Raw genomic sequence first — 25,299 nt, forward strand, 5'->3', positions numbered from 1 at the left:
ATTGTAAATTTGCGGCATGAATCAGGGTACCGGTAAACGAGTTGTTGTAGGGATGTCCGGAGGTGTGGACTCCAGCGTTGCTGCCTACCTGCTGAAAGAGCAGGGGTATGATGTGATCGGTCTGTTCATGAAAAACTGGCATGACGACAGTGTTACGATAAGCAAGGAATGTCCGTGGCTCGAAGACAGTCATGATGCAATGATCGTCGCTCAGAAACTTGGAATTCCCTTTCAGGCCATTGACCTGAGCAAGGAATACAAGGAAAGGATTGTGGATTACATGTTTGCTGAATACCAGGCAGGACGAACACCCAATCCGGATGTATTGTGCAACAGGGAAATAAAATTTGATATATTCCTTAAAGCTGCGCTGAAGCTTAAGGCCGATTTCATCGCAACCGGTCACTACTGCAGGAAAGGGACAATAGAAAAAGACGGCAAGGTTACATACCAGCTCTTGTCCGGAAAAGATCAAAACAAAGATCAGAGTTATTTCCTGTGTCAGCTGACGCAGGATCAGCTATCACGGGCCCTTTTCCCGATCGGCGAGTTAACCAAACCTGAAGTTCGGACAATCGCCCGTGAACTGGACCTGGTAACGGCCGACAAAAAGGATTCCCAGGGTCTTTGCTTCATTGGTAAGGTCAGGCTGCCTGAATTCCTTCAGCAAAAGCTTACTCCAAAGAAAGGAGAAGTTATAGAGATACCCCCGGATGCCGCTATGTTTGAAAATACAGGTGAAGTACCATCCATTAATGGGGACCTTCATGTTTTGAAGACATTAACGGAACCGTTTCACTATTCTGCATCCGACGGTGCGGTGGTAGGAGAGCATAATGGTGCGCATTACTATACGATCGGGCAACGTAAGGGCCTCAACATCGGAGGCACACCCAAACCGCTGTTCATCATTGACACCGATACTGAAGAGAATACTATTTTCACCGGACAGGGCGAAGACCATCCGGGATTATTCCGATCCGGCCTTTTCATAAAGGCTGATGATGTTCACTGGGTCAGGTCAGACAGGGCCCTTGAAGCCGGAACTGATGAACGTTACCAGGTACGGATCCGTTACCGACAGGATCTTGAACCTGCCACACTCTATGCGCGTGAAGATGGAATGTACATCATTTTTGACAAGCCACAGAAGGCCATCGCCCGCGGTCAGTTTGCCGTATGGTACGATGGTGACGAACTCGTTGGTTCAGGCGTAATCAGCTAGCTATTCTTCTAACCCACTAACCCCGCCGGAAACAACAAATTTCATCGCGTCTGTGCTATTCATCGGAAGCGGATGTACCATCTCTTTTTTCACCAGGAAGTGATTACCCGAAAAATTATAACTATGTGGCAAATAGACTGAGATGAACCCGGGCAGACCGAGTGCATTTAAATCTTCCCGGGTAATAAATCCAACTTTAAGTACTGTTTGCTCAGAATTCAGGGCTACGGTTACAGGAACATTGAATTTCTTATGATCCCCGACAAATGCCCCAATAAGATCTTTGATGGATGTATAGATAATATTTACCAGCGGGATTTTTGCCAGATACTTTTCAAAAAGCTCGAAAAACGGCCTGGTAATGAAGAAGGATGCTAGATATCCCAGGAATGTAATGTTCACAATGATGATCAGCAAACCGAGACCGGGAATGTTTACCGGGATGAGCCCGTCCAGCCATTGAAGGATCACGTAGATAATGTAAATGGTCAGCGCAAACGGGACGACGAACAGCAGGCCCCGGAAGAAATAAGTAAGGAACCTTTTTACAGTAAAATTGCTCATAAGTTAAGGGATAAAAAAAGGCTTCCTGTTACAGAAGCCTTCATTGGTTGGGTAATTCATTTTTAAATCGCGATACCGATGAAGGATTTAAACGCGAGTCCCATAAGGCCGGTGATCAGCATGGTAATACCAAGACCTTTGAGGCCGTCGGGCACATTCGAATATTTTAATTTTTCACGGATGGCAGCCAGTGCTACGATCGCGAGCAGCCAGCCGATCCCTGAACCAAAGCCAAAGACAGTAGCTTCAGAAAGTGTGTAGTCACGCTGTACCATGAAAAGGCTTGAGCCCAGGATGGCACAGTTAACAGCGATCAAAGGCAGGAATATACCCAGTGAACCATAGAGCGCAGGTGAAAACTTTTCAATGACCATTTCTACCAGCTGTACCATGGCCGCGATAACTGCGATGAACATGATAAACTGCAGAAATTCCAGGTTCACGTCAGCAAAACTCGCCCCTGCCCAGGCCAGTGCTCCTTCTTTGAGAACATACTCCTGGAGCAGCCAGTTCACAGGCACAGTAATCGTTAATACGAAAATTACCGCAGCCCCCAGACCCAGTGCCGTAGAAACCTTTTTAGATACTGCAAGAAATGAACACATACCCAGAAAATAGGCGAAGATCATATTCTCAATGAAGATGGATTTTATTCCAAGGTTAAGTAATTCCATGTTTTTCAGATTAATGTTCTACGTATCCTGTTTTCCAGCGCTGCACCCAGATGATAAGTCCGAGAACGACGAATGCTCCGATTGAATCCACCATGAGTCCGTTGGTCGGAAAATTCTGGATCCCAATGATTTCAAATACTTTTGCTCCGAATATTGAACCTGAGCCAAGCAGTTCTCTGAAGAATGCCACAGCCAGAATGATCCAGGCATATCCAAAACCGCTTCCAAGTCCGTCGAGAACTGAATCATACGGTTTGTTACCCATTGCGAATGCTTCAAGACGTCCCATTACTATACAGTTGGTGATGATCAGACCAACGAAAGCCCCCAGCACCTTGTACATCTCATAGCTATACGCTTTCAGCACCTCACTAACCAACGTTACCAGTGTGGCAATTACGGCAAGCTGAACGATGATACGTACACGATTCGGAATGGTATTACGCAACAATGAAATGATCAGGTTGGAGAAGACAATTACAAATACAACCGATACCGACATAATGAAAGTAGGTCGCATTTGAACGGTTACAGCCAATGCTGAACAGATACCAAGTACCTGAACCGTAATGGGGTTGTCATCATTCAGGGGATCCGATACCAGACGTTTCCGTCGTTTGGATAACAGCTCCTCCTTGGGTAATGCTATCTCTTGTGATTGTTCTACAGTTTCAGTACTCATAATTTATTAATTAATACTAGCTGTTCTGGAATTTCCTTTTACTGAATTGATATAGGACTGATAATACGAAAGATAATTCTTCAGCATATTGTTAAGTCCCTTACCGGTAATGGTTGCACCGGACATTCCGTCAACCTGATATTCGCTCAAACCTGAATTTCCTTCCCCTTTTACCATGGTTACAGAAACCAGGTTTCCGGTTTCGTCAAATATTTTCTTGCCTTTATAGCGATCCTGTACTTCAGGGGTCGCAATACGTGCGCCCAGTCCGGGAGTTTCTCCACGATGGTCGAAAGAAGCTCCAACGATTTCCTCGAACTGGCTGTCAAGCGCGACGAATCCCCAGATCTTGTCCCAAAGCCCGGCTCCGTACAAGGGAAGAATATATGCATCCACCTGCTCGGGGTTGGCTTCATTCATATATTTAAATACCGGGTACATACGATTTTCAGGAGTCTTCTTATAGTTCTTTGAAACATCCACTTCCTCTGCAACAACCGGGTTTCCCTTCTCATCGGTAGTCACTTCGTTTCCGTTGATATCCACAACCAGAGAGTTGATCCTTTTACTGTAGGTCTCCAGAATTGCGTCTCCCTTCAGTCCGGCAGATTTCAGATCCATAACCGAACTCAGGATCGCGCTTTTTGTATCCAGCTCAACAGATTTCTTCTGAGCCGGTGCCAGTACCTGCGAGGTTAGTGATAGTACACCTCCAACCACGACCGTCATGATCGCGGTGAATATGATGATATATTGATTAGACTGTCGCACGTTGTAATCTTCGTTTTTTGTTTGCTTTCACTACATAATAATCCACCAGGGGTGCAAAGACATTCATAAACAGAATTGCCAGCATAATACCCTCCGGATATGCCGGGTTCAGAACCCGGATCAGGACGGTTAGTATACCAATGAACAGACCGTAGATCCATTTACCTGTTTCAGTCTGCGCTGCAGAAACCGGATCGGTAGCCATAAAGACAGCTCCGAAAGCCAGGCCTCCCATCACAAGATGATATTCAGCTGGAACCGCCATGAAAGCGTTACTTCCAACTACATTGAACAGGGCCGCCATTCCATAGGCACCGGCAAATACACTTACGATAATTTTCCAGCTTCCAACACCTGTAAAAATGAGCACGAAGGCACCAATAAGACACATGAGTACCGAGGTTGCCCCGATGGAGCCGGGATACAGTCCCATGAACAGATTCTGAAAGGAATACAATCCCTCGGCTAAACCATCTCCATAGTTAAATGTATTCAATGCGCTCACCATATCCTGACCGTTGTTTACAGCCTCGGCGCCAATGGCAAGCGGCGTTGCCCCGGAGTATCCGGCTACTGCCTGGTTGTCTGATCCAATGTAGGTCCACACATCTCCTGAAATCTGGCCAGGATAGGCGAAATAAAGGAATGCCCGTGCGGTTAGCGCCACATTCAGAATATTCATCCCGGTTCCGCCAAATGCTTCTTTTGCGATGATAACCGCAAAAACGGTTGCAAGGGCAACCTGCCAGAGAGGAATATCCGGAGGCATGACAAGCGGAATCAACATCCCTGTTACCAGGAAGCCTTCATTCACCGGGTGTCTTCGAATCGTTGCGAAAGTAAATTCCGTTCCAAGTCCGAATATATAGGAAACCGCCACAATGGGGATCACCTTGTATAGTCCTACCCAGATCATGTCAAGCAAAGCCGCATCAGGCTGTCCGATGGCCAGGTAATGCTGGTAGCCTACATTATAAATACCAAAAAGCAGACAGGGCAGCATGGCAATGATCACTGTCATCATCATACGCTTCATATCGATTGCATCGCGAATCTGCACCCCGTTTGATTTTGTGGTATGGTTGGGAGCGAAGAGAAGTGTATCATGCGCTTCATACACATAATAGAATTTCTCCCATTTGCCGCCCTTTTCAAAGTTCGGCTTTACCTTATCCAACGCGTCTCTTAAAAACTTCATATCGTATAGGTTGGCAATTAACTATATCTTAATAAATCTAAACCTTCTCTCAAAATTTCCTGGATATCATGTTTGGAGACATCCACGTATTCACAAAGGGCTACATCCTCCTCAATCAGTTCGTAAATTCCCAATGCTTCCATTTCATCATAATCTTCAGCCAGGATGGCTTTGAAAAGATATGTTGGCAGGATATCCATGGGTGTTACTTTTTCAAACACACCGGTCTGCACGAATGCGCGCGGCTCACCTTTTGTATTCGTATCAACCACATACTCCTTACCCGGATTCAGGAAGCTCAGCAGTCCGAATGCCCGGTGGAAACTTGGCCTGTTGAAAGTCGGCTTAATCCATCCGAACATTTCATAATAATCCCCTTCCGGAATTACAGTGAGCTGCTGATCGTAGAATCCCAGGAAACCATCTTTAGCGATGCGTGTTCCGGTCAGGACATTTCCGGAGATATAGCGTACATGGTCGGAGGTAGTATTACCTGCAATCATGTTCTTAATATTTGCCCCGGTATAGGTTTTGTAGTATTGAGGATTCTTGATTTCAGATCCGGTTACTGCAACGATTCGGGATGCGTCATACTTTCCTTCACGGAAAAGTTTGCCTATCTGAATCACACCTGCCGGATTCAGCGTCCAGACGATCTCACCTTTGGCAATCGGATCCACATGATGAATCTGAACTCCCACATTTCCTGCCGGATGTGGCCCGTTAAAGGTATGTACATCCACTCCCGAAGCATTGGTAAACATCGGAAGAGTTTCACTGTCACCAGATACGCCCAGGTTCACACGGCCGGAAGTCAGCTTTTTCAACACTTCCAGACCTGTCTGAAAATATTCATCATTGCCCTTGAAAATAAAATTGTAGTCGGGCGCTAACGGATGGCTGTCGAAACAACTGATGAAAATAGACTTTGGTGTTACTTCCGGATTGGCCACCACTCCGTAGGGCCGTTCGGTGATATTCAACCATGTGCCGGATTGGAGCAGATGTTCAACGATCGCTTCACGTGATAACGCTTCCGGTTCAGGATGTGCGGTGAAGGCTTCATATTCCATCTGACGATCCGCAAGGATCACCACTTCCAGTAATTTTCTCTTTTCTCCACGACGGATTTCCACGATTTCACCGCTAACGGGTGCGACGTGTTTAACCCGGTCATTCTTTTTATCGAAAAGTATCGGTGTTCCTGCCTTCACAGTATCTCCTTCTTTGACCAATAATTTAGGCCGTAATATACCGTGAAAGCTGGTGGGTTTATAGGCGAATGTTTCAGGTTGAGCCGCCTCGGCGATTTTTCTGTCGGGTTTACCCGCCAGATTGATATCAAACCCTTTCCTTAGCTTGATCTGTTTAGACATGCGTTCTTCGTAAGATTCTGGTCTACCTTTAAAATTGTGGCAAAATTAAGAATTTTTCCTACAATTAAAATTGATTGTCTCTATTTTACCATTAAATAAAAAACACCTCAAATACCTTTAAAAAAGAGATTTTCAGGCATTCTCCATCATTTTTTCCTTTGCGAGCGCCACCACCTGCTGCACTTGTTCTTCCAGGGTGATTCCGGATGTATCCAGAATCACGGCATCATCGGCTTTTCGTAACGGACTTTCCTCCCGGGTGGCATCGATATGATCCCTTTTTTCAAGGTTCTCCCGGATTTCATCCAGGTTCAGCGCCTGCCCTTTCTCGAGAAGTTCCAGCTGCCTTCTTCCTGCGCGTATACCCATCTCCGCAGTCATAAAGACCTTGAGTTCTGCGTCGGGAAACACTACTGTGCCAATATCCCTTCCATCCATAACCACACCCTTCCTTTTTCCCATGGCCCGCTGCTGAGCAACCATAGCGTGACGAACCACAGCAAGGGTACTTACCTCGCTCACATGATTACTAACATTCATTTTGCGAATCTGTTTTTCAACATTCGCACCATTCAGAAAAGTCGTATTTGCTCCACTGATATTTTCGAAATGAATATTGATTTTCTCAAGCGCCCTTTCCACTTCCTTCAGATTCGTGATGCTCACATGATTGTCAAGAAAATACAACGTGACGGCCCTGTACATGGCACCCGAATCGATGTAGGCATAGCCGAGTTCTTCGGCAACACGCTTGGCTGTGGTACTTTTACCGCAGGCTGAATATCCGTCGATGGCAATAATGATTTTTTTCATTTAGCAATCTTTTTGCGGACAGGGGATCGGCTTGCCTGGCTTGATCTTACCGGGTCGTTTATTGGAAGAAGCACAGCCGGCAGCCAGGATGAGCGAAAGGAATATGATGATCCATTGTCTTTTCATGGAATTAAACAGGTTTGTCCCGGTCATGAGACATCTGGAAACCAATTTTTTGCCCCATCCCCACCGAAGCAGACAGGCCTACCTTCTCATTCAGTGTGATCATCCGGATCGTTGGAAATGGTGGTGTAATAAGATCGGATTCAACCGCACGAACCATCAGCAGTTGAATAAAAATACTGACATCGCTTTCATTGATCTCCCGATCTGAAATATCATTGAAATTATAGCCGAGCTGCCCATCGCCTTCCACCAGGAAATGGTTATCGGCATTCACAAAAAAACGTGCCAGGAGATAGCCTGTATCATTCAGCCGGTTGTACTTAAATGAATCAGCCATAAAGTTGTACACATTGATCTGTCCGAGGTACCTGCGGGAGGGATTCTCCAGCACATAGGGCGATTTATTCAGTCCGTGTTCCGGATCCAGCGTTACAATGTTCGTGTGCAGGATAAATACCAGCAGATCACCGGCGATTTTTACATGAAATTCATTCTCCCCGATCTCAAATACTCCAACGCGTACATCAGGATCCGTACCTTCCATGAGATGTCCTCCGATGGTATCAATCACATGACGTGACTCATGGTAAAGGAGTTCAAATGCTTTTTGAAGGTTTTTAAAAGCCACCTGCTTCGCACTGCATTTATCATGCAGCATTTTGGCTATATCTTCGAGCGGATTTTGTGACATATTTACCTGTAATAACATCGCTGTTCACGACGATGTTTCGTAAATTCATAACAGCGAACCAAACTTAACAGACCATGACCACAAATGCACAAGGTAATGCCGAAAAATTCATGCAGGACCTCGGCAAAAGGCTGGATGCCATGATCAGCGACCTGCATAATCTGAAAGAGAAGGCGAAGACCGACTATGCCGACGAAATTGAAGAATTAAAGAAAAAAGGCGATACAATCCGGGAAGAAATTGATGAATTCCGTGAAAAGCACAAGGACCGGTTTGATGAAATACATGAACGGCTGGACCGTGCAGCCCAGGAACTTGGCAAAGCCATTGAAGCCGCCTTCAGGAAAAAGGAGACGAAATAAATTTCCCTTCTCGCTGAGCGAGGATCATATATAAGATAAAAGCATTCCTGCCGGGGCAAAAAAAAGAGGCTATCCTGAAAAGACAGCCTCTTTTTTTTATAATCTACGTGTTATTATCCTATAGAAACCCGCTTGAAGCTGGCTACAGAAAGTCCTTTGGTAATACTGTTAAGATAATCCTGAACAGTAATGGAAGAATCCTTTACGAACTGCTGTTTGAGCAAGGTATTATCTTTGTAAAACTTCTGAAGTTTACCCTGAGCGATCTTTTCAACAATGTTTTCAGGTTTTCCTTCAGCGAGGGCCTGCTCCTTACCGATCTCCAGTTCCTTCTTCACTATTTCAGCGTCTACGCCTGACTCATCAACTGCTACCGGGTTCATGGCAGCAATCTGCATACCCACGTCCTTACCAGCATCGGTTACGTCGGTACCGTTAACACCCGTTAGCGCTACCAATACACCCAGTTTGCTTCCTGCATGGATATAAGGAACAACGGCATCACCTGAAACAGTTACGAATTCAGTGATTTCAATTTTCTCCCCAATCTTTCCGATCAGCTCTGTGATTTTTTCAGCAACGGTAAGATTACCGATTTTCTCAGCCTTTAACTGCTCGATATCTGAAGGCTTCTTGTCGAAAGCAACATCAAGGATCTGCTCACCAAGTTTTACAAATTCCTCGTTTTTACCTACAAAGTCTGTTTCACAGCTCAATGCAACCATAACCCCCTGGGTGTGATCCTCGTTTGTTTTAACGAATACCGACCCTTCAGTGGTTTCACGGTCTGCCCGTGAAGCAGATACTTTCTGCCCCTTTTTACGGAGTAGATCAATTGCTTTTTCGAAATCTCCATCCGCCTCAACCAGTGCCTTTTTGCAGTCCATCATACCTGCACCAGTCATTTGTCTGAGCTTATTTACTTCTTTTGCTGTAATAGCCATGGTTTATACTTTTATGAATTAACTACTAGGTTACTTATTAAAAAAAATTGAACACCAGCATGCGACCGATGTTCAATTTTGTATGATCATTCAAATATGACGTATTATTTCTCTACGGTCTCTTTTTCGTCAGCTTTCTTCTTCGCTTCCTCTTCCTTTTTCATTGCCGCTTCTTCCTTGTCCTTCTTTCTTTCCATGAGCGACTCTTCGATCACCTGACCGATTCGGCCTGTGATCAGGGAGATTGACTTGAAAGCATCATCGTTCGCAGGGATAGGGAAATCAACTCCGGTAGGGTCTGAATTCGTATCAACCATTGCAAACACAGGGATGTTCAGTTTCTGAGCTTCTTTCACTGCAATGTGCTCGCGCTTTACGTCGATTACAAACAATGCTGCAGGAAGACGGTTAAGGTCGGCAATACCGCCCAATACCCGCTCCAGCTTCGCTTTCTCACGTGAAATCATCAAACGTTCGCGCTTCGCCAGGTTCTGATAGGACTCGTCCTTCATCAACTTTTCGATTGACGTCATTTTCTTCAATGATTTACGGATGGTAGCGAAATTGGTAAGCATACCTCCTAACCATCGTTCTGTTACATAAGGCATGTTCAAACGCTGTGCCTCACCGGCAACGACGTCCTGAGCCTGCTTCTTTGTTGCAACGAAAAGTACTTTTCGTCCGGAACGAATGATGTTCTTAAGTGCATAAGATGCTTTGTCGAGGCACTCAAGGGTCTTATTTAAATCAATAATGTGGATACCATTCTTCTCCATAAAAATATACGGAGCCATTTTAGGATCCCACTTTCTCGTTAAGTGTCCGAAGTGAACACCAGCATCCAGTAAGTCTTTTTGTGTTAATTTATCTGCCATATTACTTGTTTTCTGATTCGCCAGGTACAGTACGTATTAACGTTTACTGAACTGGAATCTTCTTCTCGCTTTTCTTCTACCGTATTTCTTACGTTCCACCATTCGCGGATCACGCGTGAGGAAACCTTCCTTTTTCAAAGGCGGGCGATGCTCAGTATCAACTTCTACCAGAGCACGCGAAACTGCCAGGCGAATTGCTTCTGCCTGTCCTTTCGGTCCCCCGCCATCAACGTTTACCTTGATGTCGAAGTTTCCAATTGCATCTACTACGTCCAGGGGCTGCATAACAATTGTTTGCAGAATCTCCGAAGGAAAATATTCCTTCACAGACTTCTCGTTCACCACGATCTCTCCCTTACCGGCAGTCATATATATCCTGGCCACCGATGTTTTTCTTCTTCCGATTGAACTGATTACTTCCATTCTTAAAATTTGAGTTCTTTGGGTTGTTGGGCCGCATGAGGATGCTCTTCGCCCTCATACACGTATAAATTACCGAATAAAGCGCGCCCTAATCTATTCTTAGGAAGCATGCCACGAACAGCTCGCTCCACCAGGATCGTTGACGACTTCTTGTTCATCACCTCCTTGGGAGTTTCAGTACGCTGACCGCCCGGATAACCGGTGTGCGAAACATATTGCTTGTCGGTCCATTTTTTACCGGTAAGTTTTACCTTATCCGCATTGATCACAATCACATTATCCCCACAATCCACATGCGGTGTAAAATCAGGCTTGTGCTTACCCCTGATAACACGGGCAACCTCACTCGCCAGTCTTCCCAGCGCCTTAGATTCAGCGTCGATAACGACCCATTCCTTATTAACAGTCGCCTTATTTGCCGAAATGGTTTTATAACTTAAAATATTCACGCCTTCAAGCTTTATTTTTTGACATTATTCACTACTCCCCTCGAAAAGGGACACAAAGATAGATGTATATAATTTTAAAAGCAACATGGGGTATAAATATTTGCAGGATATAACCTTCACCTCATGAATTTTTTTCCAATTGTGTCACCAAAACCCTGAAATCCTTGGGGTATGGAGCTTCAACAGCGATTTTTTCTCCTTTCAAATCTTCAAAAGTCAGCTGTTTTGCATGCAATGCCAGCCGGCGAATTAATGGCTGCTCCTCTTCATCCCTGCCCGACCGGTACTTCGGCTTGATATTACTAAGGAAAAATGGATGCCCGCCATATTGTATATCTCCGGATATTGGCGCTCCGTAATGGGCAAGGTGAATCCGTATCTGGTGCATACGCCCCGTTACCGGGCGGCATTCCACCAGTGTATGTTTCTTATAGGCATGAAGGGTGGTAAAGATCGTTTGTGCATCACGACCCTTCCTTTTATCAATACAAACAGTTCCATTTCCCAGCTTTCTGATCGCATCCTCTACATTAAGGGCATTAAAATCATGTATGCCCTCACTTACTGCATGATAAATCTTGGAAACCTGCCGGTTCTGGAATTGCATAGACATATGCCGGTATGCTTCCGGGTGCTTTGCAATCACCAGCGCACCGGAAGTTTCCTTATCCAGCCGGTGACATACCTGCGATTCCGCATGATATCCCCGCGCCATCGACAGGATATTGGTGTCCATCACCCGATCCTCCAGGGTTGCAACAAACGGCGGTTTATTGATGACGATGAAATCATCCGTTTCCACCAGAATAAGATCTTTGAATTGTGGTTTACTCAACGCTTTTTTTGACAAAGTTAATCAAACCTCGTCCAATGCGTGATGTTCCTCGCCAGCTTTAAGCTTAAATCTGAACTCAGATCCCTTTCCAACCGTACTTCGCACATCAACCTTGGTATTATGACCTTCCATTATATGCTTCACGATGGCAAGTCCCAGTCCGGTTCCTCCCTTTTCCCTCGAACGGCTTTTATCAACGCGGTAGAACCGCTCAAAAATTCGCTTGACATCTTTTTCAGGGATTCCCTCACCGGTATCACTCACCACGATCTCCACGAATTCACCTTCAGGAATGAAGTTCACCCGAACTTTGCTTTTTTCACCGGAATATTTAACAGCATTACTGATCAGATTGGTCATGACCTGATTGATACGCTTCCAGTCACCATGTACAATTACCTCATCGGGTATTCCCGGCTCAAAGCTCATATCCAGCTTTTTCTTTTCTGCCTTATTTTCAAACTGATCAAAAACCTCCTCCGTAAGCCGACGAATATCAAAATCCTCGAAATGCATTTTGATCTCACCGGTTTCTATCTGGGAAAGGGTTAGTAAATCCTGAACCAGCAGATCGAGTCCGTCAAGGCTCTTTGCAGCCTTCTTAAGAAAACGGGTACGTACACTTTTATCCTTGACCGCCCCATCCAGCAATGTATGTACGAACCCCTGTGCGGCGAAAATGGGGGTCTTGAGCTCATGGCTGACGTCTGCAATAAACTCTTTGCGGAAGGCCTCCATTTTTTTCAGCTCATCGATCTCTTTTTCCTTGAGTTGTACAAACTGATGAATGTCCTCCTTAATCTTCCGGAATGGATTAAGCGGATTGCTATCCATATTCTCAAGGTTGATGGGCTGATCAGAACGTAATTTCTGAAGCAGATCATAGATATTATTCATCTCCCTGAAGATGAGAAATTCCAGTACGATAAAAACCAACAGGTAGGTAGCACCCAGCGACACAAAGAATGTGACCACCAGTGCATTTCGGGTTACTTCTTCAAATAAAGAAAGGAAGGCAGTCGTCACTGCCGCGACGCAGATCGCCAGCAAAAAGGCAATGCCGCGTGAATTGAAGGTCATGCGTTAATTCAGGTTAAACTTATATCCTACCCCCTTGATGGTCTTGATATAATTGTCGCCGATTTTTTCTCGAACTTTCCGGATATGCACATCGACCGTGCGGGCCAGTACGTAAACATCGGAACCCCAGATATTCTGAAGGAGCTCATCCCTTCCATATACCTTATTCGGATTTTGAGCCAGAAAATACAGGAGTTCAAATTCCTTTTTCGGAAGGGTGATCTCCTCTCCGTCCTTACGGATGGTATAGCTTGATCGGTCAATCACCATATCTCCCACTGAAACCTGGTTGGTAACGGTCTTTTTCTTGGAATCCCTTCGGAATAATGCACTGATGCGACTCATCAGCGCGCGTGGCTTAATCGGTTTTGTGATATAGTCATCTGCTCCTACATCAAAGGCGGCCACCTCTGAATACTCTTCGGAGCGGGCAGTAAGAAAGATAATGAATGTCTGTGCCAGTTCAGGAATATCGCGAATCTGACGGCACGTCTCAACACCATCCTGCTTTGGCATCATAATATCAAGTAAAATCAGGTCCGGATGATATTTTTTCGCGATCTCAACCGCTTTCATTCCGTCGGCTGCGGTTTTCACATCGTAGCCCTGCTTTTCCAGGTTGTATTTCAAGAGTTCAAGAATGGCCTCTTCGTCATCCACAACAAGCACTTTGTGATGCTGCTTGTTTCCCATATCCTTTTAGATTTTTGTAGTTTCGGTATTGAAAGTTAAAGCTATTATCTTTTGGTTTCAATACAAAGGCAGTAAAAATATCTTAACAATTACTTAACCTTTCCCTTCTTGAAGGACTCTATATCGATCTCAACTGCACCAACAAACATATTTGCCTTAATCTTCAGCGGCACCTTATTTATATCATCGGAAATCCATATACGGATGGAATTTTCGCCATCGAACAGGCTGTTCTCCGGCATAATGGGTGAAAGCACAAGAGACCGAATAACGCCAAGGTTGGTTTTAACTTCTTCCCTGCCTACAAATCGGATCTTAAAATCATACATTTCCTTATCAAAGAAGGCTTTGAGTGTAATTAAATCACCGGGCTTGTTTTTCGAAAAGTCATAGGTCCGAAGGAAATAATAACCGCTTACCAGATCCTGAACATTCGAAGGCACTTTGGCCTCCACAACGGGTTTCCAGCGGTTCTGGCTGAAGGAAAATTCGCGGGTATAGGCAATCTCCCTGGAATGATCAAAGGTTACAACTTCGTTCTTCCGGTATTTGCCTTCCTCAAGGACGCGATAGAATCGCGCCGGCCGGATATTCGTAGTATCGAAATATGTACCCCAGTTGTCACGTATCCGTGTAAACAGATCAAACATGCCAACAGATTCACCGTAAACATCGATTTTCATGCATGGTTGGCCATTTACATAATGGATATCCTCCCCGATCACCATCCTGGCAACCGCTGCATTCAGGAATCCGTAATGTACGCGATAATTCAGTTCTTCACCCGGACCAAAAGTGATCTTGTGCCCTTGCCTTTGATTCTCTTCAGAAGGAGGAAGAAGGGCCAGGAGTGGGATCAGACAGAATAAAAAAATGACTGCTCGCATAATCATCAGAGATACGGATATGTCTTAATGAATTCTGAAATCATGAATCTGAGATTGCCTTCATACCTGGAAAAAAATAAGGAATCCAGATCCTGCTGTCGTTCCCTATATCTGATAAACGACATAAAGTACGTATTATTTGGGAATTGCGCCTCAAGCCGTGACCGAATATCATAATTAAACGTTAATTGAAGTGTATCCACCGATTCAACAACTTTCCGGATGAGATTCGTTTTTTTAACTGCCAGGGATGCTGAATCAAGATTGCTCAAGTTTGAATACAGACTATCCAGCTTATCAGCACCCAGTAGAATATGATCTGCAAATTTCTTTTCATCGCCCAGTTCCCTGTAATAATTTAGCACCTGGACGGATGAATCTCCGAAATGTGACTTCAGAAATAGCACCGTGCCCTTGTCGGCAATGAAAGAAGCGAGATTCTCATTGAAGGTAACGCTGTCTTTCACAAAAATCGTTGAATGTACAAGCTCGTGAATAATCAGATTGGCCAGGTCGCCGTCACTTCGAGTCAGCATTTCACTCAGGATAGGATCCCGAAACCATCCGAGGGTAGACCATCCGCCTACGGTACGAACTCCGGCATCAAAGCCTTTTGCCGAAACTGCCTCCATCTCTCTGGTTGCGAGTTCCTCCCTGAAAAAACCTTTGTACGGCACCGTACCTACCACAGGAAAATCCCACTCATACGGCTCGAATGCAAACGGCTTCGTTCCGGTTACGACCCATAATACCGGTTTTCCCTTCTGATCATACAGTGTGGTATAATTGTCGGTATCATTTAATCCCAGGGAGTCAATTGCATATTGACGGACAACGGAAATATAGGAAAGCTTTGTCTTGACAGAATCGGGGACCTGCGGGTCATTCATTACCTCATTCACGTCCCGGGCGTTCCAGACAATGGAAAGCTGCCCGCGGCCCTGCTGCAGTCCGTAACGAATCAATTTGTAGTTCCACGCAGCAACAACAAGCAGGATCAGAAGAAGGATGAGTGCTGTTTTTTTAAACATTCCGAAAAAATAAATTCAGATGATGAAAATCGGCAACCGATGAAAACGAAGATACATATTTATTCAACGGGACTCAAAATGATTGAAACGGAAACATATTGTCCTCCTGCAAAGAGAAATTAGTGCGACAGTTACGGTACGAATTTGAAAAAAAAGACTGCAAATAAATTTTCCTAATATTTTTAGCAAAATATTGAATTAATTCTGAAATGTAATTAGTAACTTCACCCCTATTGAACAGAAACGGATAATCACAGATGAGCGAGAAGAACGAAAAACTTAAGGCATTACAATTAACGATCGACAAGCTGGAAAAGACTTACGGCAAGGGTGCCGTAATGAGACTTTCTGACGAACGTGTAGTGGACGTGCCCGCGATCTCCACAGGATCTCTGGGCCTTGATATTGCACTTGGAGTTGGGGGGATTCCACGCGGTCGTGTTATTGAGATTTACGGACCAGAATCTTCCGGAAAAACAACCCTGTCGATGCATTGCATCGCAGAGGCGCAGCGAGCCGGAGGGCTTGCCGCCTTTATTGATGCCGAGCATGCATTTGATAAAATTTATGCTGAAAAACTAGGTATCGATACAGAAAATTTACTCATCTCACAACCCGATAACGGGGAGCAGGCACTGGAAATTGCAGAGCATTTGATTCGTTCCGGAGCTATCGACATTATTGTGATTGACTCCGTAGCAGCGCTCGTACCAAAGGGTGAACTCGAGGGTGAAATGGGGGAAAGCAAAATGGGCCTCCAGGCACGATTGATGTCACAGGCACTCCGTAAACTTACCGGTACCATCAATAAGACAGGCTGCTCCTGTATATTCATCAACCAGTTACGTGAAAAGATTGGTGTGATGTTCGGTAATCCCGAAACAACAACGGGTGGTAATGCGCTTAAATTTTATGCGTCGGTCCGGCTTGATATTCGCCGCATTGGTCAGATCAAGGAAGGCCCGAACGATATTACCGGAAACCGCACACGAGTGAAAATAGTAAAGAACAAAGTGGCGCCTCCATTCAAAGTTGTGGAGTTTGATATCATGTACGGACGTGGAATTTCCAAAGTCGGTGAAATCATTGATCTGGGTGTTGAACTGGAAATCGTAAAGAAAGCTGGTTCATGGTTTAGTTATGAGGATAATAAACTCGGCCAGGGTCGGGATGCCGTGAAATCATTACTCGAGGACAACCCTGAATTAATGGAGGAAATTGAGGCAAAGATTAAGGCAACGATCAAAGGCGAAGATCTTGAAAAGCCCATTCCGGCGGCAGAGGATAACTAAAGAATTTAACTGATAGAATATAGAATGGCTGGTGTTCCTACATCAGCCATTTTTTTATTTAGCTCCGAATAGCGATTACCGGATCCAGGTTGGCAGCTTGTGCGGAGGGAATGATTCCAGACAATGTTCCAATCGCCGTGGAGACGCCAAGCCCCAGCAATATATTGGAAAGGGACATCGTAACTTCAAGGCTTCCCATGGGAATAAGGGTGATGAGATATACGAGGAATAAGCCTGCACCCCCGCCAATAAGGCTCAGGAAAATAGATTCAAAGAGAAATTGGAAGAGGATGAAGTAGTTTTTGGCACCGAGTGACTTTTGCAAACCGATTACACTCGTCCGCTCCTTAACTGAAACAAACATAATATTGGCGATTCCAAAACCGCCGATGAGGATTGAAAAGCCACCAATTACCCATCCTGCCATATTGAGTACATTGAATAAGCCGTCCAGCACTTTTCCCAGTGCTTCCGGCCGGTTCAAGGCGAAGTTATCCTTTTCCTTTGGCTTCAGTCCTCTTAAATTTCTCATAGTGCCAACCACTTCATTTTCAAGTTCTATCAGGCCGATATCGGAGGAAAATCCCTTTACAGCGATATTTGATCCCAGCTCATTGGAGGAACCAGTTCCCGTCTGATACATTTTCCGGAAAGAACCATATGGAATTATGCATACCTCATCGGCACTGGGCGTGCCCAGAAAGCTTTCACCTTCGAATTTCAACACACCGATTACGACAAATTTGATGTTCTTCACTTTCATCGTTTCCCCAATCGGAGATGGATTGCCGGGGAACAGCGTTTTCGCAATTTCCGACCCGATGATTGCAACATTTCTGCCTGCCGCCGCTTCCGTGGGAGTGAAATAGCGTCCTTTTTCTATATCAAGCTCTTTGGTATCCTTGTAGGAATAACTGGCCCCTGTGAGATTCACGCTTTCCATGGAATTACTCCCTTTCTTTAGGGTATGTCCGCCACGATCTGCAAAAATACTAATGGCAGCGCTGTGCTGAAGGTTCTCTTCCAGCATCTTGTATTCAAAATAGGATACATTGGGTCGGCGCATAAACTCCCACCATTTGTATACACCCTCTGCATCAGGAAGAAATTCCCATTTATTCACATAAATGATGTCATTTCCGAGGAAATCAAGACTTTGCCGTATATTCTTCTCAAGGGAATCAACAATAGTTAGCACCGAAATAATGGCAAATATGCCGATGGTCACACCCAGTAGCGAAAGTACTGTCCGCAGGATATTCATCCGCAGGGCGTTCCATGCGAACCGAAAACTTTCAATGATCTGAGTTAAAACTACCATTAGCTTCTGCCGGTTTAACAAATTCTCCTGAACACTATTATTGTCAGAAGGATTCTATAACTTTGCAAGTTCTATTTAGAAATTATCCTTGTCTGAATTACCACAATTATACGTATGAAGTTATCAGAATTCAAGTTTGATCTACCGACTGGGCTAATGGCCATGTATCCGGCAGAAAATCGGGATGAATCCAGGTTGATGGTTATTAACCGTGCCACTGGCGAGATTGAACACAAGGTTTTTAAAGACGTTGTTAATTATTTCGAAGAAGGAGATGTCCTGGTCGCCAATAATACCAGGGTTTTTCCAGCACGGCTGTATGGCAGAAAAGAGAAAACCGGTGCGAAGATCGAAGTATTCCTGCTCAGGGAGCTGAATGAAGAAATGCACCTATGGGATGTGCTGGTAGATCCGGCGCGAAAGATCCGGGTTGGAAATAAGCTGTATTTCGGGGAAGGCGATCTGGTTGCAGAAGTTATCGATAACACCACTTCACGTGGTCGCACAATCCGGTTTCTTTTTGACGGAACCGATGAAGAATTCTATAAGACTATCGACACTCTTGGAGAGACCCCTCTTCCAAAATACATCGATCGTCCGGCGGAAGAATCCGACAGAGAACGCTTTCAGACCATATACGCAAAGCACAAAGGTGCCGTTGCTGCTCCAACAGCAGGTTTGCACTTTACCGAACAGTTGCTGAAGAGACTTGAAATAAAAGGTGTGGAGAAAACCGATATCACACTGCATATCGGTCTGGGCACCTTCCGTCCCGTGGATGTTGAAGACCTCACCAAGCACAAAATGGATTCTGAGAATTTCCAGGTTGGGCCTGAAACAGTCGAGATAGTAAACAGAGCCATTGATCAGAAAAAGAAGGTTTGCGCTGTCGGCACAACATCCATGAGAGCACTGGAATCAGCTGTTTCTGCAAGTGGCCGATTGAAGGAAAAACAAGGTTGGACTGATAAGTTCATTTTTCCGCCCTACGAATTCAAGATCTGTTCCGCAATGATCACGAACTTTCATGCTCCTGAATCAACATTATTGATGATGGCATGTGCCTTTGGAGGTTACGACCTGGTCATGAAAGCATATGAAATTGCGAAAAAAGAAAAATATCGCTTCCTCACGTATGGGGACGCTATGCTGATCATTTAAATTAAAGGGGCTCAATTGGCCCCTTTTATTATGTCCAGAAGAGAATACGCCATCATAGTTGCCGGCGGACGCGGCACAAGAATGCAATCAGAAACGCCCAAACAGTTTATGATGCTGAACGGGATGCCTGTGCTTGCGCATACCATCAATGCCTTTCTTGAATACTCTTCCAATATCGAGATCATTGTGGTATTACCTGAATCTGAGATCAATACCTGGAATAAAATCTGCGACCAACTGGATTACCATCCTCCGATGACTCTTGCTTCAGGAGGCGAAACCCGCTTCCAGTCGGTACAAAATGGCCTGGCGTGTATTCAGGAAACCCACGGTCTGGTGGCAATTCATGACGGAGTTCGTCCGCTTGTTGCCACAGATATCATCGGTGCTTCATTTCGACTGGCAGCAGTTCATAAAAGCGCTGTTGCCGCTGTAAGACTAAAAGAAAGCATCCGGATTACGGATCAGGATACGACCAAAGCCGTTGACCGATCGAAATATCGGCTGATTCAAACACCACAAACTTTTGATGTATCACTCATTAAAGATGCGTACCGCCAGAAAGAAGATCCAAGTCTGACTGATGATGCCAGTGTGGCTGAGAAACTGGGACATAAAATTTCCCTGTTTGAGGGAAGCTACGAGAATATAAAGATAACAACACCGGAAGACCTGGTTGTTGCTGAAGCGTTATTAGCTGAAAGAAAAAAAGCTGATCAGTAGTGACCAGCTCCCATCTCATAATTTTTTTTTAGGAAGGCTAATATTCATCTTCATTGAAGAAGAAATCTTCCTTGGTAGGATAATCCGGCCAAATTTCCTCAATATTTTCATAAGGCTGTCCGTCATCTTCAAGTTCCTGAAGATTTTCAACCACTTCCAGTGGCGCTCCTGTACGAATTGAATAGTCGATCAATTCATCCTTTGTTGCCGGCCAGGGCGCATCCTCAAGATATGATGCTAATTCTAGTGTCCAATACATAATAAACCCTCCTGTTTAATGCCTTTTAAATTTTGCTGCAAAAATATAATTATTAACAAGAAAACAAATATTAACAGAGATATTTTACTTCCCCCCAGTTTAAATAGGATGTTTCCAATAATTTACCGCGGTAACACCTGTTTGATTATAAAAGTTTATTATAAGTAACCTTTTTGTCAGGTTTTTTTAACAACTTCTCCCATAACTTTGATTATCAAGCAATAACTTTGATAAAACTGAATATCATCTAACGTATGGCGAACGAAAAAATCATCTTCTCAATGGCCGGGGTATCGAAAGTATATCCACCTAATAAAACGGTATTGAAGAACATATATCTTTCCTTTTTTTACGGCGCGAAAATTGGCGTCCTGGGTCTCAATGGTTCCGGTAAATCATCCTTACTCAGAATTATCGCAGGGATAGACAAGGATATTCGGGGGGAAGTTGTTTTTGATGGCACATATACCGTTGGCCTTCTGGAGCAGGAGCCCGAATTGGATCCCGCTAAAACAGTAAAGGAAGTTGTGGAAGAAGGTGTAAAGGAAACAGTGGATCTGCTTCGGGAGTTCGAAGAGATCAACCTGAAATTCGCTGAGCCGGAAATCCTGGAAAATCCGGACGCTATGAACGATCTGATTGAAAAACAGGCAAAAGTTCAGGAAAAGCTTGACCAGGTAAATGCCTGGGAGCTGGAGACACGTCTTGAAAAAGCCATGGATGCGCTGCGTACACCCCCCGCAGACGCGAAAATTGAATATTTGTCGGGTGGAGAGAAAAGGCGTGTTGCCCTATGCCGCCTGCTTCTCCAGCAGCCAGACGTACTATTGCTGGATGAACCAACCAACCACCTCGATGCAGAGTCGGTTCACTGGTTAGAACATCATCTTCAACAATATCCGGGTACCGTAATTGCCGTTACTCATGATCGTTATTTTCTCGACAATGTTGCAGGATGGATTCTGGAACTGGACCGCGGGGAAGGGATCCCCTGGAAAGGAAATTATTCAAGCTGGCTTGAACAAAAACAAAAACGCCTTGCTCAAGAGGAAAAAACAGAAAGCAAACGACAGAAAACACTGCAGCGGGAGCTGGAATGGGCACGAATGTCACCCAAAGGCCGGCATGCAAAAGCTAAAGCACGTCTGAATGCCTACGACCAGCTTCTTAGCCAGGAATCGAAGGAGAGAGAAGAGAAGCTTGAACTTTTTATTCCACCTGGCCCTCGCTTAGGTGACAAAGTAATCGAAGCTCACGACGTTGCCAAGGCATTCGGAGATAAGCTCCTCTATGAAAATCTCGAGTTTCACCTGCCAAAAGCCGGTATCGTTGGAATCATCGGTCCCAATGGTGCAGGAAAAACTACCTTGTTCAAGATGATCACCGGGCAGGAGCAGCCTGACAAGGGTACGTTTGAAGTCGGACCTACCGTAAAAATTGCATATGTGGACCAGGAGCATGATGATTTGAAGCCGGAAAGCACAGTCTGGGAGGCGATTACCGGAGGCAACGAGCTGATCAACCTGGGGGATAAACAAATGAACAGCAGAGCGTACGTGAGTAAATTCAACTTCAACGGAACCGACCAGCAGAAAAAACTCAAGGAACTTTCGGGAGGAATGCGGAACCGTGTCCACCTGGCGATTGCCTTGCGACAAGGTGCAAATCTCCTTCTGCTCGATGAACCGACCAACGACCTCGATGTAAATACACTGAGGGCACTCGAAGAAGCACTGGAAAATTTTGGAGGATGTGCGGTGATCATTTCACACGATCGCTGGTTCCTTGACCGGGTATGTACACATATTCTTGCATTCGAAGGTGATTCACAGGTTAAATGGTTTGACGGGAACTTCACCGAATATGAGGAAGACCGCAAAGCGAGACTGGGTGATTTGGTTCCGAAACGGATTCGCTACAAAAAACTCGCATAATTGAGATCGCTACTCATTTTCCGCCACGCAAAATCCAGCTGGGATTACCCGAACCTGGATGATTTTGACAGACCCCTGAACAAACGGGGCGGAAATGATGCTCCGGAAATGGGCGCCAGGCTAAAGAAATCGGGCTACTTCCCTGATCTCATGATCTCAAGCCCCGCAAAACGTGCAATCGATACCTGTATCGCAGTAGCTGAAGCCGTTGGATACCCTAAAAAAGCCATTAAAAAAGATGAACGCCTGTATCATGCATCTTCAGGCGAGATTCTGGAAATACTCAAAAAAACAGATGATCTTTGGTTGAATGTGGCAATCTTCGGGCATAACCCCGGCCTTACATCCTTTGCAAACTACCTGAACAATACGTCCATCTATAATATCCCAACCGCAGGGATGATCATGAGCGATCTTGATATTAGCAGCTGGAAAAATATCGCCTTCGGAAAGGGAATCATGCGGTTCTTCGATTTCCCAAAGAACCGCTGATATTTATAGAATAAATTCGCTGAGATCGCGGTTCTTAACCAGACTTTCCAGTTTCTCATGAACCATTTCCGCAGTGATTACGATCTGGGCGTTCGGACCAATTTTATCCGGCACATCAAACAGGATCTCATTGAGTAAGCGGCTCATGACCGTGTGAAGCCGTCTTGCTCCTATGTTCTCCACTTCGGAGTTAATTCGAAATGCAGTATCTGCAATAGCCAGCATCGCCTCATCCTGGAACTCAAGCTTCACATCCTCCGCATCGAGCAGTGCTTCATACTGCTTGGTGAGCGCATTTTTCGGATCTTTCAGAATATGATAAAAGTCGTCTTTCGTTAAATTCTCAAGTTCCACCCGAATCGGAAAACGTCCCTGTAATTCAGGAATCAGATCCGAAGGCTTTGCCACGTGGAATGCGCCAGCAGCAATAAAAAGAATATGATCAGTCTTGATAAGGCCATACTTTGTACTTACCGTACTTCCTTCCACGATCGGCAGCAAATCACGCTGAACACCTTCACGGCTCACATCCGGTCCGCCGCCCGACTTACCTGATCCACCGGCAATCTTATCGATCTCGTCAATGAAAATAATTCCGGTATTCTCTGCCTTCTGAATAGCTTCATCCTTCACTTCATCCATATCGATGAGCTTTGCAGATTCCTCTTCCAGAAGAATCTTACGGGCCTCCGCAATTGTAACCTTACGCTTTTTGTCCTTCTTGGGCATCATACCACTGATCATCTCCTGCAAATTGATCATGGAAGCCTCATCCATCATTCCTCCTCCGATCATTCCAACACCCGAATTCGCAGGTTTTTTTACATTGATCTCAATCTTCCGGTCTTCCAATTCCCGGTTCTGGATTTTCTGACGAAAACGTTCCCGGGTTTTTTCGTTGAGTTCCGCATCCGAATCCGTCATCAATTCAGTGCTTCCCGTAGTGGTAGTTGGCCTGGTATTCTTTACCGGCGGAATTAAGGCATCGAGAATAATATCCTCCACAATCGCTTCGGCCTTTACCCTCACCTCTTCCTGCTTTTCAGTTTTTACCAGATTCACGGATTGCTCCACAAGATCGCGGACCATGCTTTCCACATCCCTTCCCACGTATCCCACCTCAGTAAATTTTGATGCTTCAACTTTCGTGAACGGTGCATGAGCAATCTTGGCAAGACGGCGCGCAATCTCAGTTTTTCCAACACCCGTCGCCCCAATCATCAGAATATTGTTGGGTACAATTTCCCCCTTAATATCCTCACGAACATTCATGCGTCTCCATCGATTTCTCAATGCGATCGCTACGTTTCTTTTGGCATCATTCTGACCAATAATATATTTGTCAAGTTCCGCCACGATCTCACGAGGCGTGAAATAATTCTGTCCGTCCTTCATAACTTAATTCCTTTTCTAAATAGCGATTTCGTATCTATTGTTAGTGTTACATTATGGGCCCCACCTGCAACATGGTATCCGCCACGGCTATATGCAAATGAAAACGCCTTTACGAAAAAAACGATTCCATAGGATATGCCAGCTCCGCCTGCTGCATTATCCAGACGTAGTTCCTTTCGATTCAGATGATTATATCCGAATCTCACATGCACCCTTTTATGTAACAATAGTTCTGTTCCAACGTTCAGGTGTCTGAAAAAAAGGTCCGCCGTACCCGGATCTTCCAGCCCTTCTGCCGTATCCCAGTCGGTAAGGTTAAACAGCGTAAGATGAAATCTCAACGGCATAAACTCAGGCTTGAAGGAAACCCCGGCCTGCACATCAAAAGGCAGATCGGAAGCAGCTCCATCATCATAATCGGAAATAACCGCCCCAAGGTTACGCACCGCAAGCCCGACCGACAGGTCCTTCTCCGGGTGCTTAAAGGTACCCCCCAGATCCAGGGCTACGGCATTTGCCCCAAATCCGGCAATATTGGATGAGATGAACTTTAAGGATGCTCCCAGGCGAAAGATCCCTACCTGATGCGAAGTCCCAACCAATACAAGTGTTTCCCCCGATTTGAATTCACCGATCGCCTGGCCGGTTTCATCATAACCTTCCAGGGAACCATATCCGATATGGTCCACAGCAGCAAACCAACTTCCCGCCCTGTTGAAACGGTGCTGATACGCGAACTGCATTTTCCGCACATCGGCAAAATAATCCATATAGCTTACGGAAACGCTGTAATCGAGGCTGTCACCGCTTTGCGCAGGATTTGTCAGCACAAGATTCACATCTGCATTGGGCTGGGAAACCAGGTAGCCACCCAGACCGGTCAATCTCGCAAATGAAGGAACATCCATAAAACTGAATGAGCCATCTCCCGGCTGAGCCATTCCAAGCGCCGGAATCAGCTGGATCAGGAGAAGAACCAAATATATTTTCCTATTACCCATAGCAGGTTTCATGCCGGGTAAA

At 45.1% G+C, this 25,299-nt stretch carries 29 protein-coding genes; 7 read left to right on the plus strand and 22 right to left on the minus strand.

All coding sequences use genetic code 11. The features are described 5' to 3' along the window. The first annotated feature begins 16 nt into the window (after positions 1-16). The gene (mnmA, locus tag LDX50_RS03605) at positions 17-1,225 is read left to right on the plus strand and encodes a tRNA 2-thiouridine(34) synthase MnmA (RefSeq protein ID WP_225697045.1); all 1,209 of its coding nucleotides are present in this window, start codon (positions 17-19) and stop codon (positions 1,223-1,225) included. On the opposite strand, the gene LDX50_RS03610 is transcribed toward mnmA, so the two are convergent. The 9 genes from LDX50_RS03610 to LDX50_RS03645 all read right to left on the minus strand — a co-directional run bounded on the left by LDX50_RS03610 (position 1,226) and on the right by LDX50_RS03645 (position 8,120). Then, positions 1,226-1,789 (minus strand): DUF502 domain-containing protein, encoded by a 564-nt coding sequence (locus tag LDX50_RS03610; RefSeq protein WP_225697046.1) that lies wholly within the window; start codon positions 1,787-1,789, stop codon positions 1,226-1,228. A gap of 62 nt (positions 1,790-1,851) precedes the next feature. Then, entirely contained in the window at positions 1,852-2,463 is a 612-nt protein-coding gene (gene nqrE / locus LDX50_RS03615) for an NADH:ubiquinone reductase (Na(+)-transporting) subunit E (protein WP_225697047.1), read from the minus strand. Positions 2,464-2,473: 10 nt separating this feature from the next. Continuing rightward, entirely contained in the window at positions 2,474-3,145 is a 672-nt protein-coding gene (locus LDX50_RS03620) for an NADH:ubiquinone reductase (Na(+)-transporting) subunit D (protein WP_225697048.1), read from the minus strand. Between the two features lie 6 nt (positions 3,146-3,151). After that, entirely contained in the window at positions 3,152-3,916 is a 765-nt protein-coding gene (nqrC, locus tag LDX50_RS03625; protein WP_225697049.1) for an NADH:ubiquinone reductase (Na(+)-transporting) subunit C, read from the minus strand. Continuing rightward, complete coding sequence (locus LDX50_RS03630) at positions 3,903-5,114, minus strand: NADH:ubiquinone reductase (Na(+)-transporting) subunit B (RefSeq protein WP_225697050.1); 1,212 nt, start codon at positions 5,112-5,114, stop codon at positions 3,903-3,905. Before LDX50_RS03630 ends, nqrC begins: the two co-directional genes overlap by 14 nt. Before the next feature lie 17 nt (positions 5,115-5,131). Next, positions 5,132-6,490 carry a Na(+)-translocating NADH-quinone reductase subunit A gene (locus LDX50_RS03635; RefSeq protein ID WP_225697051.1) on the minus strand — a complete coding sequence of 453 codons (1,359 nt, stop codon included), beginning with the start codon at positions 6,488-6,490 and terminating at the stop codon, positions 5,132-5,134. Positions 6,491-6,622: 132 nt separating this feature from the next. Next, entirely contained in the window at positions 6,623-7,303 is a 681-nt protein-coding gene (gene cmk / locus LDX50_RS03640) for a (d)CMP kinase (protein ID WP_225697052.1), read from the minus strand. Continuing rightward, entirely contained in the window at positions 7,304-7,429 is a 126-nt protein-coding gene (locus LDX50_RS30725) for a hypothetical protein (protein ID WP_255647313.1), read from the minus strand. It lies immediately after the preceding gene. A gap of 4 nt (positions 7,430-7,433) precedes the next feature. Beyond that, on the minus strand, positions 7,434-8,120 hold the full coding sequence (locus tag LDX50_RS03645; protein WP_225697053.1) for a hypothetical protein: 687 nt from the start codon (positions 8,118-8,120) through the stop codon (positions 7,434-7,436). A 74-nt stretch (positions 8,121-8,194) separates the two neighbouring features. On the opposite strand from LDX50_RS03645, the gene LDX50_RS03650 reads away from it, so the two are divergent. Then, positions 8,195-8,482, plus strand: coding sequence for a sll1863 family stress response protein (locus LDX50_RS03650; RefSeq protein WP_225697054.1), 288 nt, complete (start codon positions 8,195-8,197; stop codon positions 8,480-8,482). 113 nt (positions 8,483-8,595) lie between these two features. Here the strand turns inward: LDX50_RS03650 and tsf are convergent, their stop codons facing one another. The 9 genes from tsf to LDX50_RS03695 form a co-directional block, all read right to left on the minus strand. Then, positions 8,596-9,426 (minus strand): translation elongation factor Ts, encoded by an 831-nt coding sequence (gene tsf, locus LDX50_RS03655; RefSeq protein ID WP_225697055.1) that lies wholly within the window; start codon positions 9,424-9,426, stop codon positions 8,596-8,598. A 104-nt stretch (positions 9,427-9,530) separates the two neighbouring features. Beyond that, positions 9,531-10,301, minus strand: coding sequence for a 30S ribosomal protein S2 (gene rpsB / locus LDX50_RS03660; protein ID WP_225697056.1), 771 nt, complete (start codon positions 10,299-10,301; stop codon positions 9,531-9,533). Between the two features lie 36 nt (positions 10,302-10,337). Beyond that, positions 10,338-10,724: a 30S ribosomal protein S9 gene (gene rpsI, locus LDX50_RS03665; RefSeq protein ID WP_225697057.1), complete on the minus strand. Its 387-nt coding sequence runs from the start codon at positions 10,722-10,724 to the stop codon at positions 10,338-10,340. 2 nt (positions 10,725-10,726) lie between these two features. Further along, positions 10,727-11,173, minus strand: a complete 447-nt coding sequence (gene rplM, locus LDX50_RS03670; RefSeq protein ID WP_225697058.1) for a 50S ribosomal protein L13 — start codon at positions 11,171-11,173, stop codon at positions 10,727-10,729. A gap of 121 nt (positions 11,174-11,294) precedes the next feature. Next, on the minus strand, positions 11,295-12,008 hold the full coding sequence (locus LDX50_RS03675) for an RluA family pseudouridine synthase (protein ID WP_225697570.1): 714 nt from the start codon (positions 12,006-12,008) through the stop codon (positions 11,295-11,297). Between the two features lie 21 nt (positions 12,009-12,029). Next, positions 12,030-13,088 (minus strand): sensor histidine kinase, encoded by a 1,059-nt coding sequence (locus LDX50_RS03680; RefSeq protein WP_225697059.1) that lies wholly within the window; start codon positions 13,086-13,088, stop codon positions 12,030-12,032. 3 nt (positions 13,089-13,091) lie between these two features. Then, the gene (locus tag LDX50_RS03685) at positions 13,092-13,781 is read right to left on the minus strand and encodes a response regulator transcription factor (RefSeq protein ID WP_225697060.1); all 690 of its coding nucleotides are present in this window, start codon (positions 13,779-13,781) and stop codon (positions 13,092-13,094) included. Between the two features lie 89 nt (positions 13,782-13,870). Continuing rightward, entirely contained in the window at positions 13,871-14,668 is a 798-nt protein-coding gene (locus LDX50_RS03690) for a DUF3108 domain-containing protein (RefSeq protein ID WP_225697061.1), read from the minus strand. Positions 14,669-14,673: 5 nt separating this feature from the next. Further along, positions 14,674-15,699, minus strand: a complete 1,026-nt coding sequence (locus tag LDX50_RS03695; protein WP_225697062.1) for an aminopeptidase — start codon at positions 15,697-15,699, stop codon at positions 14,674-14,676. Between the two features lie 257 nt (positions 15,700-15,956). Between LDX50_RS03695 and recA the strand changes: the two genes are divergently transcribed. Next, entirely contained in the window at positions 15,957-16,991 is a 1,035-nt protein-coding gene (recA, locus tag LDX50_RS03700; RefSeq protein WP_225697063.1) for a recombinase RecA, read from the plus strand. 58 nt (positions 16,992-17,049) lie between these two features. On the opposite strand, the gene LDX50_RS03705 is transcribed toward recA, so the two are convergent. Then, on the minus strand, positions 17,050-18,312 hold the full coding sequence (locus LDX50_RS03705) for an ABC transporter permease (protein WP_225697064.1): 1,263 nt from the start codon (positions 18,310-18,312) through the stop codon (positions 17,050-17,052). 114 nt (positions 18,313-18,426) lie between these two features. Here LDX50_RS03705 and queA point away from each other — a divergent pair, with 114 nt between their 5' ends. Both queA and LDX50_RS03715 read left to right on the plus strand, forming a co-directional pair. Then, complete coding sequence (gene queA / locus LDX50_RS03710) at positions 18,427-19,473, plus strand: tRNA preQ1(34) S-adenosylmethionine ribosyltransferase-isomerase QueA (protein ID WP_225697065.1); 1,047 nt, start codon at positions 18,427-18,429, stop codon at positions 19,471-19,473. A gap of 30 nt (positions 19,474-19,503) precedes the next feature. After that, the gene (locus LDX50_RS03715) at positions 19,504-20,196 is read left to right on the plus strand and encodes a 2-C-methyl-D-erythritol 4-phosphate cytidylyltransferase (protein ID WP_225697066.1); all 693 of its coding nucleotides are present in this window, start codon (positions 19,504-19,506) and stop codon (positions 20,194-20,196) included. A 37-nt stretch (positions 20,197-20,233) separates the two neighbouring features. Here the strand turns inward: LDX50_RS03715 and LDX50_RS03720 are convergent, their stop codons facing one another. Then, positions 20,234-20,455, minus strand: coding sequence for a DUF2795 domain-containing protein (locus tag LDX50_RS03720; protein WP_009578808.1), 222 nt, complete (start codon positions 20,453-20,455; stop codon positions 20,234-20,236). Positions 20,456-20,709: 254 nt separating this feature from the next. On the opposite strand from LDX50_RS03720, the gene ettA reads away from it, so the two are divergent. Beyond that, the gene (ettA, locus tag LDX50_RS03725) at positions 20,710-22,389 is read left to right on the plus strand and encodes an energy-dependent translational throttle protein EttA (RefSeq protein WP_225697067.1); all 1,680 of its coding nucleotides are present in this window, start codon (positions 20,710-20,712) and stop codon (positions 22,387-22,389) included. After that, the gene (locus LDX50_RS03730) at positions 22,390-22,881 is read left to right on the plus strand and encodes a SixA phosphatase family protein (RefSeq protein WP_225697068.1); all 492 of its coding nucleotides are present in this window, start codon (positions 22,390-22,392) and stop codon (positions 22,879-22,881) included. It abuts the gene before it with no gap. 3 nt (positions 22,882-22,884) lie between these two features. Here LDX50_RS03730 and hslU read toward each other — a convergent pair whose 3' ends face one another. After that, on the minus strand, positions 22,885-24,276 hold the full coding sequence (gene hslU, locus LDX50_RS03735) for an ATP-dependent protease ATPase subunit HslU (protein WP_225697069.1): 1,392 nt from the start codon (positions 24,274-24,276) through the stop codon (positions 22,885-22,887). After that, positions 24,273-25,277 (minus strand): type IX secretion system protein PorQ, encoded by a 1,005-nt coding sequence (porQ, locus tag LDX50_RS03740; RefSeq protein WP_225697070.1) that lies wholly within the window; start codon positions 25,275-25,277, stop codon positions 24,273-24,275. Before porQ ends, hslU begins: the two co-directional genes overlap by 4 nt. Positions 25,278-25,299: the final 22 nt, after the last annotated feature.

This window comes from Fulvivirga sedimenti (assembly GCF_020328055.1).